The sequence below is a fragment of the Lentzea sp. NPDC054927 genome (assembly GCF_053610285.1).
In genome coordinates, this window is sequence record NZ_JBSGXZ010000011.1 from 196,701 (window position 1) to 211,583 (window position 14,883).

Annotated in this window: 16 protein-coding genes; 6 read left to right on the forward strand and 10 right to left on the reverse strand. The window is 68.2% G+C overall.

Annotated features, from left to right (window positions below; translation table 11 throughout):
- Positions 1–170: 170 nt before the first annotated feature.
- Positions 171–1,331, forward strand: coding sequence for an ABC transporter substrate-binding protein (locus tag ACWGE0_RS19220; protein WP_452262237.1), 1,161 nt, complete (start codon positions 171–173; stop codon positions 1,329–1,331).
- A gap of 38 nt (positions 1,332–1,369) precedes the next feature.
- Here ACWGE0_RS19220 and ACWGE0_RS19225 read toward each other — a convergent pair whose 3' ends face one another.
- The 3 genes from ACWGE0_RS19225 to ACWGE0_RS19235 are packed head-to-tail and all read right to left on the reverse strand — an operon-like array spanning position 1,370 to position 4,571.
- Positions 1,370–1,792, reverse strand: coding sequence for a VOC family protein (locus tag ACWGE0_RS19225; RefSeq protein WP_452262238.1), 423 nt, complete (start codon positions 1,790–1,792; stop codon positions 1,370–1,372).
- A gap of 10 nt (positions 1,793–1,802) precedes the next feature.
- On the reverse strand, positions 1,803–2,237 hold the full coding sequence (locus tag ACWGE0_RS19230; protein WP_452262239.1) for a helix-turn-helix transcriptional regulator: 435 nt from the start codon (positions 2,235–2,237) through the stop codon (positions 1,803–1,805).
- Positions 2,238–2,294: 57 nt separating this feature from the next.
- Positions 2,295–4,571, reverse strand: a complete 2,277-nt coding sequence (locus tag ACWGE0_RS19235; RefSeq protein WP_452262266.1) for a glycosyl hydrolase family 18 protein — start codon at positions 4,569–4,571, stop codon at positions 2,295–2,297.
- Positions 4,572–4,744: 173 nt separating this feature from the next.
- Between ACWGE0_RS19235 and ACWGE0_RS19240 the strand changes: the two genes are divergently transcribed.
- Positions 4,745–5,194: a hypothetical protein gene (locus tag ACWGE0_RS19240; RefSeq protein WP_452262240.1), complete on the forward strand. Its 450-nt coding sequence runs from the start codon at positions 4,745–4,747 to the stop codon at positions 5,192–5,194.
- A 39-nt stretch (positions 5,195–5,233) separates the two neighbouring features.
- On the opposite strand, the gene ACWGE0_RS19245 is transcribed toward ACWGE0_RS19240, so the two are convergent.
- On the reverse strand, positions 5,234–5,686 hold the full coding sequence (locus ACWGE0_RS19245) for a DUF4396 domain-containing protein (RefSeq protein ID WP_452262241.1): 453 nt from the start codon (positions 5,684–5,686) through the stop codon (positions 5,234–5,236).
- A gap of 80 nt (positions 5,687–5,766) precedes the next feature.
- On the opposite strand from ACWGE0_RS19245, the gene ACWGE0_RS19250 reads away from it, so the two are divergent.
- From ACWGE0_RS19250 to ACWGE0_RS19260, 3 genes are all read left to right on the forward strand, one after another.
- Positions 5,767–6,099: a hypothetical protein gene (locus ACWGE0_RS19250; protein WP_452262242.1), complete on the forward strand. Its 333-nt coding sequence runs from the start codon at positions 5,767–5,769 to the stop codon at positions 6,097–6,099.
- 49 nt (positions 6,100–6,148) lie between these two features.
- On the forward strand, positions 6,149–6,679 hold the full coding sequence (locus tag ACWGE0_RS19255; RefSeq protein WP_452262243.1) for a DUF305 domain-containing protein: 531 nt from the start codon (positions 6,149–6,151) through the stop codon (positions 6,677–6,679).
- A gap of 61 nt (positions 6,680–6,740) precedes the next feature.
- Complete coding sequence (locus ACWGE0_RS19260; protein WP_452262244.1) at positions 6,741–7,412, forward strand: glycosyltransferase family 2 protein; 672 nt, start codon at positions 6,741–6,743, stop codon at positions 7,410–7,412.
- On the opposite strand, the gene ACWGE0_RS19265 is transcribed toward ACWGE0_RS19260, so the two are convergent.
- The 6 genes from ACWGE0_RS19265 to ACWGE0_RS19290 are packed head-to-tail and all read right to left on the reverse strand — an operon-like array spanning position 7,405 to position 13,990.
- Positions 7,405–8,400 (reverse strand): YdcF family protein, encoded by a 996-nt coding sequence (locus tag ACWGE0_RS19265; RefSeq protein ID WP_452262245.1) that lies wholly within the window; start codon positions 8,398–8,400, stop codon positions 7,405–7,407. The two genes, ACWGE0_RS19260 and ACWGE0_RS19265, sit on opposite strands and share 8 nt — an antisense overlap.
- A 22-nt stretch (positions 8,401–8,422) precedes the next feature.
- The gene (locus tag ACWGE0_RS19270) at positions 8,423–8,602 is read right to left on the reverse strand and encodes a hypothetical protein (RefSeq protein WP_452262246.1); all 180 of its coding nucleotides are present in this window, start codon (positions 8,600–8,602) and stop codon (positions 8,423–8,425) included.
- Between the two features lie 16 nt (positions 8,603–8,618).
- The gene (locus ACWGE0_RS19275; protein WP_452262247.1) at positions 8,619–8,771 is read right to left on the reverse strand and encodes a hypothetical protein; all 153 of its coding nucleotides are present in this window, start codon (positions 8,769–8,771) and stop codon (positions 8,619–8,621) included.
- A gap of 35 nt (positions 8,772–8,806) precedes the next feature.
- Positions 8,807–9,532, reverse strand: coding sequence for a phosphotransferase (locus ACWGE0_RS19280; protein ID WP_452262248.1), 726 nt, complete (start codon positions 9,530–9,532; stop codon positions 8,807–8,809).
- A complete protein-coding gene (locus tag ACWGE0_RS19285) occupies positions 9,529–11,922 on the reverse strand; it encodes a tetratricopeptide repeat protein (RefSeq protein ID WP_452262249.1) in 2,394 nt (797 codons plus the stop codon). Before ACWGE0_RS19285 ends, ACWGE0_RS19280 begins: the two co-directional genes overlap by 4 nt.
- 10 nt (positions 11,923–11,932) lie before the next feature.
- Positions 11,933–13,990 carry an NB-ARC domain-containing protein gene (locus ACWGE0_RS19290; protein WP_452262250.1) on the reverse strand — a complete coding sequence of 686 codons (2,058 nt, stop codon included), beginning with the start codon at positions 13,988–13,990 and terminating at the stop codon, positions 11,933–11,935.
- A gap of 102 nt (positions 13,991–14,092) precedes the next feature.
- Here ACWGE0_RS19290 and ACWGE0_RS19295 point away from each other — a divergent pair, with 102 nt between their 5' ends.
- Positions 14,093–14,845 (forward strand): IclR family transcriptional regulator, encoded by a 753-nt coding sequence (locus ACWGE0_RS19295; protein ID WP_452262251.1) that lies wholly within the window; start codon positions 14,093–14,095, stop codon positions 14,843–14,845.
- Positions 14,846–14,883: the final 38 nt, after the last annotated feature.

The following is a 14,883-nucleotide window of genomic DNA, read 5'->3' on the forward strand; positions in this document are numbered from 1 at the left end:
AGGGGTGTTTCGGACCACAAAATTGGACGCGCGAGGACCTGTTACCCAATACTTCGCGCTACGCCGCGCCCAGCCCTCTGCGACAAGGCCCCCGAATGCCCATTCGTCACCTGTTGTTGTGCACCGCCCTGCTGCTGACGGCACTCACCGGCTGCGCAGGGAATGACCAGATGAATCCCACCGTACGGACCGGTCCAGGCGTCACGGCCGATGCGATCTCGCTCGGCGTTTTGACAGACATGACAGGACCGTTCAAAGGGTCGTCGGTTTACCGCATTCGCGGATATGAACTTTTTCTCGACGATGTCAACAAACGCGGCGGCGTGTGCGGACGGCGGATTGAGCTGAAGCAGAAGGACCACGCCTACGACGTCCAGAAGGCGCTCGACGGCTATTTCGAGCTGGAACCGCAGGTGCTCGGCTTCATCGACGTGCTCGGCCAGCCGATGACCTCCGCCATCGCGCCGGACCTGATGCAGACGCGGGCGCTCACGGTGCCCGCCTCGTGGGCTTCGGACCTGCTCGGCAACCCGCACATGATGATCGTCGGCACCACCTACGACCTCGACATCATCAACGGTCTCGACTACTACAAGCGCAAGGGTGTCCTGGCCGCAGGCGACACGATCGGCCACGTTCACCTGCGCGGCAGCTTCGGCGACGACGCCCTGGAAGGCAGCCGCTTCGCCGCGAGCTCCTGGGGCCTGAAGGTGGCGGAGCAGGCCGTCTCCGAGACTACGGCGAACCTCACCGAGCAGATCACCGCGCTGAAGGCGGCCAACGCCAAGGTACTGGTGATCAGCCTGACCCCACCGCAGGCCGCCGCCGCGGTGGGCATCGCCGCCCAGCTCGGGTGGACCGCGCCGATCCTGGTCAGCGCGGTCAGCTACGACGCGGCGATCATGCAGTCACCGGTGGCGCCGGTGTTCGCCAAGCAGGTGCTCATCCCGACGCCTCTCGCACCGTGGAGCGGCGACGCCGAAGGCATCAAGGACCTGCGGGCCGGCTACCAGCAGCGCTGGCCGGGCGAGCCGGGAACGATCAACACCGTGCACGGTTACACGGTCGCGATGGCGTTCGTCGCGGTGATGGAGAAGGCGTGCGGCAAGAAGGACCTCACGCGCGACGGCATCCTGCGGGCGTTCCACGACACCAACGGCCTGAGCACCAAGGGCATCAGCGGCGAGCTGCGGTTCTCCTTGGTGGGGCGACCGTCCGCGACACAGTCGTACATGACCAAGCCGGACGCTTCAGTGGCCGGCACGTTGAAGGTCGTGGAGGGCCTCCACGAATCGGAGCTGGTGAAGCTCAAGGGCACGCGCGCCCGCTAGCCACGGAGTGTGGTGCCCGGCGGCGCCGGGCACCACGGTCACAGCTGGTTGATGCGCACCAGGTTGCCCGCCGGGTCGCGGAACGCGCAGTCCCGCACTCCCCACGGCTGGTCCTCCGGCTCCTGCAGCACCTCACCCGCACCGGACTCCCCGACCCACGCCTGCGCGCGGTCGAACGTGCCCTGCAGGTCCTTCGAGCCGAGCGAGATGGCCGTGTAGACGCCCTTCGCCATGAGCACGGCGATGGTGCGGCGCTCCTCCTCGCTCACGCCGGGGTCGGCAGCGGGCGGGTGCAGCACGATGCCGGTCTGCGGCTGGTCGGGCGGGCCCACGGTGATCCAGCGCATGGTGCCCTGGCCGACGTCCTGGCGGACCTCGAAGCCGAGCGCGTCGCGGAAGAAGCCGAGGGACTTCTCGGGGTCGTCTGCCGGCAGGAACGCCGCGGCGATGATGACTGACATGGTGGTCAACCTAATCGGGCGAACCGGCCGCCGCTTCTCGATTCCTGATCGGACGCATGACGGCCTTGGCCAGGCAGTTCGGGATGCCCTGGCCGTCGGTCGCGGCGACCTTCTTGTACTGGCTGGGTGACATGCCGACCAGCTCGGAGAACCTCGTGCTGAAGGTGCCGAGCGAGGTGCAGCCGACCTCGAAGCAGACGTCGGTGACGGACATGTCGCCGCGCCGCAGCAGGGTCATGGCCCGTTCGATGCGGCGGGTCATCAGGTAGCTGTAGGGCGACTCGCCGAACGCGGCGCGGAAGGCGCGGCTCAGATGGCCCGCGGACAGGTGCACGCCGCGGGCCAGCGCCGCGACGTCGAGCGGTTCGCGGTACTCGCGGTCGATGCGGTCGCGGACCTTGCGGAGCAGGACGAGCTCCTGCAGGCGCGGGTCTTGGGCGGTCACGATGAACAGCCTAAGCCCCGCGCCTGACAGATTCCTGACATGTAGAACCAGCTAGAACTAGCAGGCGCCCTGGTCGCGCCAGACGCCCCACTCACCCGTGGTGCCGGGCTCCTCGCTCTGCGTCCACCACTGGGCCCTCCACTTGCGACCCTTGTGCGACACCTCGTTGCCACCGTTGTAGATCTTGCCGTTCTCCCACGCGGGCAGCGCGCAGGTCGGCGGGTTCGAGGTGGTCGTCGTCGTGGTGGTGGTCGTGGTGGACGACGACGTCGGCGGGTTGCCGCCGCCGATCCGCGGGTGGTCGGCCGAGATGGCGTACGACTGACCGCCGAACGTGAACACGAAGTTCGACGGCGTCGAGATCGGCAGCTGGTAGCTGACGGTCAGCTCGATCGAGGCGCCGGGAGCCAGCGACTGCCACGACGGCAGCGTGAGCTCCGCCTTCTGGAAGTCGCCCTTGAGGCCACCGACGTTCGGCCCGCTGTGTCCCTTCGACACGATCTTCAGCCCGAACCCGGACTGGTCGGCCATGGCACCGGGCGCGCTGGTGCCGTAGTCGAACGCGATCTTCGTGCCGCCGGGAACGGTGACGGCGGAACGGTTGGTGAACTTGATCTTCGGCGTGATCGGGTAGTTGTTGTCGCCCAACGCGAAGCCGTAGACGTCCACGTCGACCGCGAGCGACTGGGTCTGCTGGGACGAAGCCTTCAAAGCACCGTAGGGAGCGGCGCCGTTCAGGCCGGTGTTGATGGTCGACAGCAGCGTGTCGCCGATGAAGTACTCCTTCTTGGTGGAGTCGTACCTGTAGTCGCCGGCGAGCTCCCAGATCATGATGCCGCCGAGGCCCTTGTCCTTGACGTACTTCGCCTTCTCCGCGATCGACTGCTCGGTCTCGGTGGAGAGGAACACCTTCTTGTCGTTGTTCCACAGCCACGGCGACTTCAGCGTCGAGTCGTAGTACGGCGTGTACGTGCCGGTCAGGCGGTCCGTCGGGTCGTTGACCGGGTCGAGGCCGTACTGCGAGGAGTACGAGCCGGTGATCTTGGACTCCAGGTTCTTGGTGTGCCACAACGGGTTCACGCCGGATGGAACCTCGGCGCCACCAGCCGTGACGTCGTGCCAGATGTTGTCGACGCCGGCCGCGCCGTTGCCGCACGGAGTGGTCGAGCCGACCGCGGAACCGGTGCCGGGCGGGCATTGTGACTGGTTCGGCAGCGCCGCCTTGCCCCACAACCCGTTCGTGCCACCGGTGACGCCCTGCCAGCCGCGCGAGTAGAACGGCACACCGATGTTGATGCGTCCGGCCTGCATTGCGCCGCGGTAGTAGTGGTACGCCCAGTCGGTGTTGAGGTAGCCCATGCCCTCGTACTGCGGTGCCGTGTACACGCCACCGGCGGAGAGCTCGCCGTCCTTGCCGTCGTCGTAGAGCGCGGCGTTCGGGCCGACGAAGTGGTTCCACGAACCGTGCAGGTCGTAGCTCATGACGTTGAGGTAGTCGAGGTACTTGACGACCTGGTACGCCTCCTGGCCGCGCAGCAGCCAGCCGGAGGCGGGCACGGCGGCGGTGAGCAGGTAGTGCTTGCCGTCGGCGGCACCGGCGCGGTCGAGCTTCTCCCGCAGCGTCTTCATGATCGCCTGGTAGCCGGCCCACAGGGTGCCGCGGTTGGCGTTGGAGATCCAGAAGTCGTCGGGGTTGCCCGCGTGGTTGTTCGACGTCGCGTACTCGTAGTCGATGTCCGCGCCGTTGAAGCCGTACTGGCGCAGGAAACCGACGACGCTGTCAGCGAACGTGTCGATCGCGGCCTGGTTCTGCCCGAGCTTGTAGAAGCCGCCGGACGCGTTGCGCGAGCCGTCGGCGTTGAAGAAGCCACCGGTCTCCGCCCAGCCGCCGACGGAGATCAGCGTCTTGACGTTCGGGTTCTGCTTCTTGAACTTCGTGAGCTGGTTGAAGTGCCCCTTGTAGGGCAGCGACGGGTCCATCTCGGCGCCCGGGACGCCCGGCCACTCCATGCCGATCGACGAGTTGCCGGCGTCGTTCGCACCGACCGAGATCTTGTTCTGCGCGTCGATGTGCGCGAACGCGTAGTTGAGGTGCGTGACCTTGTTCCAGGGGATGTCCTTGGCGAGGTAGGCCGGCTGGTTGTTCTTGCCGGTCCGCCAGCTGGTGAAGTACCCGATCACGCGGCGGGACTTGTCGGACCCCATGTTCTCGCGGCCGGAGGTGTCGTAGACGGTGCAGTAGGGCACGTCCACGCCCGGCGTCTTGTACAGCCCGTCCGGCCGGCAGTCCTCGTGGGCTGCGGCTGCGATGGGCGCGTTGGTCACAGCTATCACGGTCCCGGCTAGCAGTGCTAGCACCGGGACCACTCTGGCGAGCAGTCGCAAGGGAAGGACCTCCTGGCTAGGGCGGCGGCCACTGCCCGGAACGGTAAAATGGTCCAGACCTTTGCGTCAATGTTTTGATCACTGACAACGTTTGTCAGGGATACCGATCTAGCGTCACCGGCATGAGCGCGAGCGACTTCGATTTCCTGCACGGACAGTGGCGAGTGGCCAACCGCAAGATCGACGACATCATCGGGCGCGGCACCGAGTGGACCGAGTTCGAGGCATCGGCCGAGGCCAGGCCACTGCTGGGCGGTGCGGCGATCATCGACAGCTTCTTCGCCGACGGCTGGGAGGGCATGACGCTGCGCCAGTACGACCCGGCCGCGGACGTCTGGCGGATCTGGTGGGCCTCCACCCGCGCTCCCGGCCACCTCGACCCGCCGCTGGAGGGCCGGTTCACCGACGGGCACGGCGTGTTCCTCGGCGACGACGTGGTCGGCGGGCACGAGGTGAAGGTGCGGTTCGACTGGACGCCGGGCACGGAGCCGGTCTGGGAGCAGTCGTTCTCCTACGACGGCGGCGAGACCTGGGAGAAGAACTGGACCATGTGGTTCAGCCCCGCGAGCTGAGCGGAACGGCCGGGACGTGCGCGTCCCGGCCGTTCGGGGTCAGTGGTGGTGCTGGTGGACGACCGCGTGGCCCTTGCCGCGCCCAATCATCCAGCGGTTGACCGGCACTGTCACCACGAACGCGACGGCCAGCGAGAACGTCAGCGCCGCCCAGAACAGCCAGTTCGCGAGGCCCGCGTCCATCGCGCCGGGCACGAGCAGCATCACCGCGTTGTCGACGACCTCCATCACCGCGATCGAGACCGTGTCCGCCGCCAGCGCCACGCCCAGGGCCGCCTTGAACGCGAGGCCGGACCTCAGCACCGGGCGGATGGTCAGCGAGTAGCCGAACACGAACGCGAGCACCACGGCCAGCACGATCGTGGCGAGGTTTCCCCAGCCCAGCGCCGTGCCGATGACCATGCCGAGCACCTCGCCGATCGCACAGCCGGTGAGGCAGTGCAGCGTCGCGGAGATCGCCTGCCGGGTCAGACTGGCGGGAGCGTGGTCCATCTCGTCCTCCTTCAGGTTCGTGCCGACAATACCCCTAGGGGGTACCCGTATCAAGCCACGCTCCGGGTAGGGTGTGCCACATGACGAAGCGCCGGCTCACCCAGTGGGTGTTCCTGTGCGCGCTCGTCTTCGCTGTCGTCGGGATGCACCATGTCGCAGCCGCGGAAACTCCGCACGCCGAGCACACGGTCACCCACCAGCAGGAACCTGAGCAGCCGCACGAGCACGACCTGCTGCACATGTGCCTCGCGGTGCTGGTCGCGGCCGCCATCGCGGTCACGGCCTGGTTCCTGGTCCGGACAGCACTCCCCCGGCTCGCGGCGCACCCGAGCGAAACGCCGCTGAGCACACCGCAACGCCCGCCACCGGGCGGAAGACCGCTCCTCACGACTCTCTGCGTGCTGCGGAACTGAGTTCTTCAGTCCACTCAGCACTGTCCACAAACGCAGAGAGAAGCGACCCTTGAAGAAGTCCCTCATCGGGGCTGTCGTCGGCATGCTCGTTTTGAGCGCCTGCAGCAGCTCCCCGAACACGGCCGCACCTGATTTGACTGCGGACGTCACGTTCGCGCAGAACATGGTCCCGCACCACGAGCAGGCGCTGGAGATGGCGAAGCTCGTGCCGTCCCGCAGCACCAACGAAAAGGTCCGCGGCCTCGCGGAGCGCGTCGAGAAGGCGCAGGACCCCGAGATCACTCAGATGAACGAGTGGCTCAAGCAGTGGGGTGCGACCACGAAGCAGAACCACGAAGGCCACGACATGGCCGGGATGATGAGCGGCGAAGACATGGCGAAGCTGGAGAGCTCCAGCGGGCCTGAGTTCGACCGTCAGTGGCTGGACATGATGATCAAGCACCACGAAGGTGCCGTCGAGATGGCCAAGACCGAGCTCGAGCAGGGCAAGGACGCCAACGCCAAGAAGCTCGCGCAGGCCGTCGTGGACGGTCAGCAGCAGGAGATCACCGAGATGAAGGACCTCCTGCGGACCATGTGATCAAAGCGCTGTGATCAAGCACGGGGCCGGCGCGATCCGGCCCCGTGCCATCATGGCGACCATGAGGCTCACGTTCGCGGTCATCCCCACCCACGACCGCCCGGCCGAGCTGCGGCAGACCATCAGGAGCCTCGATCTCCCACCCGAGCGGGTCCTGGTGATCGACAACGCGAGCACTCCGCCCGTGGCCGACGTCGCCGCGCAGATCGTCCGCGACGAGGAACAGCCGCCGAACATCAGCCGGTTGTGGAACATCGGCCTGAACTGGGCGCACGAGCAGGCCGCCGGCGAGAAGTACGCGGTGGCCGTGCTGAACGACGATCTGGTGCTGCCACCGGGTTTCCTGGCCGTGATGGTCGGCGCGCTGGACCGCTACGGTGCCGCGATCGCCTACCCGGACCGGTCCGGTGACAACGCCGACTGGCACAACACCGAGCAGGGCCCGGTGCTGAAGGTCGACCGGATGACCGGATACGCGTTCGTGGTCGACGGCCAGGCGAACCTGCGCGCGGACGAACGGTTCCGCTGGTGGTACGGCGACGACGACCTGGAGTGGCAGGCGCAGGCGGCGGGCGGCACGGTCCGGGTCGGCGGCGTCACCGTAGAACATCTGTACAGCAACGTTTCCACGTACGAGGACCCGACGCTGGTCGCACAGACCGAAGTGGACGCTCAGTCGTTCATCGCGAAGTGGGGCCGGCCGTCCTGGCTCTTCCCCACCGCGACTAGTTGAGCTGGGTCAACGCCAGCCCGCCCGCCATCAGCAGTGCGCACGCCAGCCCGTGCACCACGGGGTTGCGGACCAGCAGCGCCACGAACTCCCGCAGGAACGCGCTCGGCACGAAGTACCAGGCCGTCGGCGCGCCGATGACCTGCAACCGCAGCCCCTGCTTGCGCGACAGCACGGCGGTGCGGAACACGTGGTAGTTGTTCGTGACGGCGACGACCCGGCCGTTGAGACCGCGTTCGGCCAGCAACTTCTTGCTGTAGCGGAGGTTCTCCTCGGTCGTGGTCGCCTGGTCCTCCAGCACCACGTCGTCGTCCGGCACCTCGCGTTCCAGCAGGTACTGCCGCATCGCGAACGCCTCGGAGACGTCCTCGTCGGCACCTTGCCCGCCCGACACGACGATCACGGGCGACCGTCCCGCGGCGAGATCCCGCTTGTACAGCCGCAATGCGCGGTCGAGCCGCGACGCCAGCAGCGGCGGCACGCGTGAGCCGACCAGCCCGGCGCCGAGCACGACGATGCCGTCGAACCCGTGGCGGCGCCCGGTACGGCCGTAGACCACCGAGTACAGCAACAGGCTCACGAACAAGAACGCGATGTAGGCCGACACCAGGAACAGGCCGATCGCGCTGCCGCGGACCCAGTCGTTGGGCTGGCTGATACCCCATGCGAAGTAGACCATCTCGCCGAACAACGCCAGACCGGCGAGCAAAGACAACAGGTTGCCCAGCGATCTGCCCTCGCGGCGGACCATCACCAGGCCGTTGGCCAGCAACGCCAGCGGGAGCAGCAGCAGGCCGACCACGGCCAGCATGAACGCCAGCACCAGCGGCAGGCTCAGCACCGGGTTGTCCTGACCGGCCTCCGCGAGCAACAGCAACAGCATCACCAGGGCGATGCCGAGCCAGATGGCGTTGCTCAGCCTGCGGCGGTCACGAACCATCCCATAAACGAAGAAAACAGCGGGGATGAGGAACAGCACGGCGGCGAGCACCGGCCAAGGGTAGTACCGGTGATCACTCCGCGCCGTCGGACTCCGCAACCGGCTCCGCGGCGGGCTTCGGCCGCGGCCTCAACCGGACCGCGCCCGCGGTCAGGTCGAGCGGACCGGTCTCCTCGTAGTCCTCACCGGTACCGGCGTCCGTCGCCTCGCGGCGGACCTTGGGTCCCGGGAACAATTCACCCAACTGTCCCATGCCTTCGACATTACCCTCAGAACAGAGCGATGAGCAGCAAGATGACCGCGATGGCGACCACGATCGGGATCAGGAACCCACCGGACGGCCTGCGGTAGTGGCTGCGGACCGTGGTGGTGCGGAACCAGCTGTACGGAGCGCTACGGCGGTGCCGGCGAACCCAGGGCATTTCTCCTCCTGACGTGCGTTGCTGTCACCTCGGGATTACCCGGTCCTGAGCCGGTCAAGCACTCCATTCAGCCCATTCGCTGCCACCACCGGGTCGCCGATGTCGTTGCCGTACAGCACTTCGTGCCACGGTCCGAGCCGGTGCCAGATCAACGCCCGCTCCCGCAGCTCGTTCGTCACCCCGTAGGCCGACGCGAGTGCTTGAGCGAACTCGGGCGGTGTCGAGTGCAGCGCCCACGCCAGGTCGATCGCCGCATCGCCGACGTGCAGGTCGCCGAAGTCGATGACGCCGGTGAGCACGCCGTCGCGGCCCAGCACGTGTTCGGGTCCGAGGTCGCCGTGCACGAGGGTGTCCGCGGGGAGTCCGTCGATCTTGGCCAGCAGCTCCTCGCCACCGGGCACGCGCACCTCGTCGCGAAAGCGCTCGACCGGCAGCGTCATCGGTCCGACGCCTCGTTTCAACGCCCCTGCGACCGGTACCGCGTGCAGTGCCAGCAGGAACTCCCCCAGTTGCCGGCCTTGCACCGCGTTCAACGTCTCCAGTTCGCCGCCGGGAACCAGTTCGTGCCGCACGACGACCGGTTCTCGTGACACGACAACGGGAACCGGGACGGGCAACGGCAGCTGCGGCGCCAGCCAGGGCATCACCACCGACTCGCGCAGCAGCTGCGGACCGATCTCCGGGCGGCGCGGCCTGCGTTCCACCCACCGTTCGCCGATCAGCTCCGCCGTGCTGTCCCAGCCCTCACCGAGGTGCGTCACAGCGTGGCCAGGAACGATCGTGCGTCCGAAGCGACCTTCGCCTGGCTGCGGTCCTCCGCCGCCTGCAGTGCTTGTCGTGCTGTGTCAACGGAACGGGTGATGCGCGCGCGGGCCAGCAACGCGCGTGAGTGGTCCATGAAGCTGTCGGTCTCGCGGATCGTGGTGAGCACCTCGTCGATCAGCTCGACGGATCCCGTGGCCTGGGCGAGCAGGATCGACGCGGTGATCACACCGGGTTCGTAGCCGATCTTGCGGCCGAGCTCGACCGCCTCCCCCGCGTGCTTCTCCGCCTTCTCCGGTTCCAGCACGGCCATCGCGACCAGGCAGTCGATCCGCGACTTGGGGTGCTCGGCCTCCCGCGCGACGTCGAAGCACCGCTGAGCCGTCGCCAGCCCTTCATCGACCTCGCCGCGTTCGGCACGGATGCGGGCGAGGCTCGCCAGTGCGTTGGAGAGGGCACGCATCTGGTGCCCTTCGGTGTTCAGCAGGACGGACTCCAGACTGGCGGCCAGTGCCCGGTCCAGCTCACCCAGCTCGAAGTAGGCGACAGACAGGTTGTCCAGGACGAGCGCACGCTGGGTGCTCATGCCGAGCCGCGCGCAGATGTCGTGGCACTCCTCGATGTACCGCGCCGCCTCGCGCAGCTCTCCCCTGGCGCCGTGGGAGATGCCGAGGTTCATCAGTGTGCTGGCGACCGCGCGTTCGTCACCGAGCTGCCGCCGCAGTACGAGCGCCTCGGTGAGGTGGGCACGCGCCTGCGCGACCTCACCCAGTTCCAGGTGCACGAGCCCGAAGTTGTTCCTGATCACCGCGATCGTGGCAGGCGCGTCCGCGAGTTCCAGCGCCGCCCCGTAGTGGTGCAGCGCGTCGCGGTACTCGCCGCGCCCCCACTCCGACATGCCCAGGCCGAACAACGCCGCGCATTGCCCGGACCGGTCACCCGCCTCCCGCGCCGCCCGCAGCCCGGCCCGGAACACCAGCGCCTTGTCGATCTCGAACCGACCGACGTGCAGATAGATCCGCACGACGTCCGCGAGCTGCTGCGCGTACGGCGACGGCGCGGCGAGCGCGGCCGCAACCAGGTTCGCATGCTCCTCGTCGAGCCACGCCGCCGCATCGTCCCGTCCCTCGAACTCCAGACAGGCCCCGGTGAGGTCGGGTTCGGTCATCAGGTCCAACTGGGGAACGACCTCGCCGATGGCGTTGTAAGCCGTCCTCAAGTACCACGCATAGCCCTTGAGCAACCTCGCCCGGTCGTCGTCGTCCGCAGCGTCAGGAGCAAACAGCCTGATGAGGTCATGCAACTGATAGCGAACGCCAACGTGGTCGACGAGCCCGGCCCGCACCAGCTCGTCGAGCTGCGCCTCGGGATCACTCCCCGCGAGCGCCGTGACCGCGTCGACCCCGATGTCCGCACCGGGCGGCAGCCCCAGCAGCCGGAACACCCGCTTCGCCGCACCGCTCAACGCCCGGTAGGACAGCTCGAACGTGGCCCGCACCGCCGCGTCCCCGTCGATCTCCAACACGTTCAGCCGGTCACCGCGCAACTCGTCGAGGTAGTCCTCGATGTGCCCGTACGCCACGTTCGCCCCCGCAATGCGCAACGCGAGCGGCAAGTGCGCGCACAGCCGTACGAGCTCAGTGCGCTCGTCCGCCGTACCTCCGACGCGCATGCTGGTCAGCAACTCGTGCGCCGCGTCGTCCCCCAGCACGTCCAGCCGCAACTGCCCAGGCAGGTCGTGCCGGCTGGTGAGGATCGCCAGGCACCCCGGCTGATCCGGCACCAACGGCTCGATCACGTCCTCAACCGCGTTGTCGAGCACCACCAACACCCGTTTGCCGTCGAGCTTCCTCTTGTACAACTCGACCTGCGCGTCAAGGCTCGCCGGAATCGCGGCCTGCGGCACCCCCAACGCCTTGAGAAACCCGCTCAGCGCCTGCTCCGGCGTGACCGGCGGCCCAGCCGCGAACGCCCGCAGGTTCACGTACAACTGCCCGTCGAAGTACCGCTCCCGCAACCGATGCGCGAGCCTCACCGCCAGCGCCGTCTTGCCCACCCCCGGCGCACCGGTGATCGCGATGACGCCTTCCTGACGTTCGAGGCGCTCCAGTTCGTGCTCGCGGCCCACGAAGTCCGGCAGGTCGGCCGGCAGCTGGCACGGCCCCGGCGTGCGGACCTTGAGGCGGTAGCCGGACGCGTCGGTGACGATCTCGTCCGGAATGGACCTGCGCAGCCGCTTGACCAGGGTGCGCAGGGCGGGGAGCGGACCGGTCGGTGGTGTGTCGCCCCAGACTTCGCGGATCAGGTCGGCGAACAGCACCGGGTGGTTGGGGTGGGCGGCGAGTGCCCGGTGCAGGGCGCGGAGTCTTCCTTCTTGTGTTGCGGCCACCGGTCCGATCCTAGGTGCGATCGAGCCGGTCGACGACGCGTGCGACGGCCTCCGGGTGACCCAAGCCCAGGTAGATGGACTTCGCCGCGGTCAGGAGCTCGGCTTCCCGCTCGCCGTCCAGTTCGGCCAGCTGCTCCAGCGCTTCCGCTTCCCGCTTCAGTGCACCGCACTCCCGCAGCAACCCGATCGCCTGCTCCAGAGCCGCTTCCGCTTCTTCCTCGCGGTACAACGCCGCCTGAGCCTTCGCCTTCGTCAGGAGCACGCTGCCGCGGTTGCGCGGCTCGGGCTGGCTGAGCGACTCGAACAGGGTCAGTGCTTCATCGGCGTGGTCGAGTGCGGCCTCGTTGTCGCCGCTGAGATGCAACGCCTGGGCGAGCGCGTGGTGCTGCACCGCCACGCCGCGTTGCCGTCCGATGTCGACGTTGAGCTGCAGTGCCCGTCGCAGGTGCGGAATGCCGCGGTCGTAGGCACCGCGAGCCACGCAGACCTTGCCGGCGAACTCCTCCGCCGCGGCGGTGACGCGCTGGTTGCCGCTGCGCTCGGCCAGCTCCACGGCCTTCCGTGCTTCCTCCTCGGCACTGTCGAAGGCCCGCGTCTCGCTCAACGCCCTGGCCAGTTGGGACCGCATCCGCGACTCGACCGCCGGGTCCCGCACCGAGATCGCCGCCTCAACACCGTGGCGGCCTATCTCGACCCAATCGTCGTGGTCGGTGCGGTCCAGGTAATACGGCCAGAGTGCTTCGCACAGTTGCCAGGTCTCCGCGTGCAGACCAGCCTCGGCAGCGGTGGCGACGATGCCGGCCAGGTTGTGGCGTTCGACGTCGAGCGCGTCGAGCGCGGCCTTGCCGCCGGGAAGTGTTTCAGCCCTCGTCCTGACCTCGGCGCCGTGTTCGGCGAGCCGGAGCCGGTCGCCCTTGGCCCTCAGATCGGCGGCCGACGCGAGGACCAGGTAGTGGCGGACCAGCCGGTGACGTGCCATCTCCCGGCCTTCCGGACTCAGGTGTTCCTCGGCCTTGTCCGCCGCGTGCGCCGCCGCGAACTCGCGCAGCCGCACCCGTCCGGCGTCCGTCCGGTCCCAGTCCACGAGGTGGGCTCGCCGTAGCTCGATCAGGTGGTCCTCGGGGTCCGGCATGAGGGCCTTGACCGTGTCGAAGGCGAGGTCCGCGCCAGGGTGCACGCCCAGCAGCGTGTACAGCCTGCGGGCCTGGTCCGGCAGGTCGTCGAAGACACCGTCGAGTGCTGTGGTCACGACCGGCCTCACATCCTCGGGCAGGGACGCCAGACTGCGCGCTGCGGCGAGTTCGGCGGCGACTTGGGCGACGGACAAGGACTTGCGGTCGTCCAGCCGTGCCCCGACGACCTCCAGCACGGCGGGCAACCCGCCGCACACCACCACGAGTTCTTCGGCTGCTTCACGCTCGGCTTCGACCCTGTCGCAGTACTCGGCGAGCAGCTCGACGCCCTCGGCCACGCGCAGGCCCGCCACCTCCACCTGCTCCGGCCGGTACCTGCGCAGCCCCGTCAGCTCGACGCTGGACGTCACGACCACGGCCACGCCCGGTCCGTCCGGCAGCCACTCGGTGACCTGCCCTGCCATCGCGACGTGATCGACCAGGATCAGCATTCGCTTGTCGCGCAACAGACTGCGCAACAACCCGGTCTTCTCGCCCAGCTCCCACGACAACGCGTCGCCGGCGATGCCGAGGGATCGGAGGAACTTGGTCACGACGGCGGACAGGTCCACCTTGCCGCCACGCCGGTACTGACGCAGGTTCAGGTAGAGCTGGCCGTCCGGAAAGGATTCCCGCACCTCGGTCGCCAGCCTCAGCGCGAGCGCGCTCTTGCCCGCACCGGCCGCCCCGTGGAACAGGAGCACCGACTGGCCTTCCACGCACAGTTCGGCTGACTGCCGCAGCTCGGCCGCGCGGCCGACGAAGAGCCTCGGCGCGGGTGGGCACTCCCACGGAACCAGACGCGGTGGGTGCTGCGACAGGTAGACGTCCCCGATGATCGTTCCGGCCTGGACCGCTTGGCCGTCCGCCGACCCCGAGAGACTGTTCGTCACCACGAAACCACCGTCACCATCCGGCTGCGCACAGTGATCAGCAATCTACGCGACGACACCGGCCGTCCTGGGGTGAACCGGCAAGACTGCGGGCAGAATTCGTGGATGGCCGCCACCGTCTCCTCGAAGCTGCTGTCGCTGCTCGGCACCTTCGACACCCGCCACCGCCGCCAGACGCTCAGCGGCATCGCGCGGCGCAGCGGGTTGCCGATCAGCACCGCGCACCGGTTGCTGGCCGAGCTGCTCGAGTGGGGTGCGGTGCGGCGGCTGGAGTCCGGGGAGTACGTCATCGGGCGGCGGATCTGGCGGCTCGGGCTGCTGGCGGCGGGCGAGGTGGATCTGAGCCGGGTCGCCGAGCCGTTTCTGCACGACATTCACGCTGCTACGCGGGCCGTGGTGCATCTGGCGGTGCGGGAGGGGACCGAGGTGCTCTACCTCGACCGGGTGTCGGGGCATGCGTCGGTGCCGATCGTGAGCTCTACCGGGAGCAGGTTGCCGTTGCACTCGACTGGGGTGGGGAAGGTGTTGCTCGCGCACGCGCCGGCGGAGGTGCAGGAGGAGGTGCTCACGCACGGGCTGACGCGGGTCACGGCGTACACGGTTACGGAGCCTGGGCGGATGCGGGCGCAGTTGCATCGCATCAGGCGTGATGGGTATGCGCAGACGTTCGAGGAGATGACGCTCGGCGCGTGCAGTGTCGGGGTGCCGGTCGAGGTGGACGGTCACGTGGTGGCGGCGCTCGGGATCGTGGTGCCGGACCTGCGGAACGTGCGCGCGCGGCTGGTGGCGGCGTTGCAGGTGGCGGCGCGGGGCATCGGCCGGACGTTGGAGTCCGGTTTCCACCCACCGGAAGCCTGACTTGGATGATTCCGGGGTAGAACGATTGAATCCTCAAC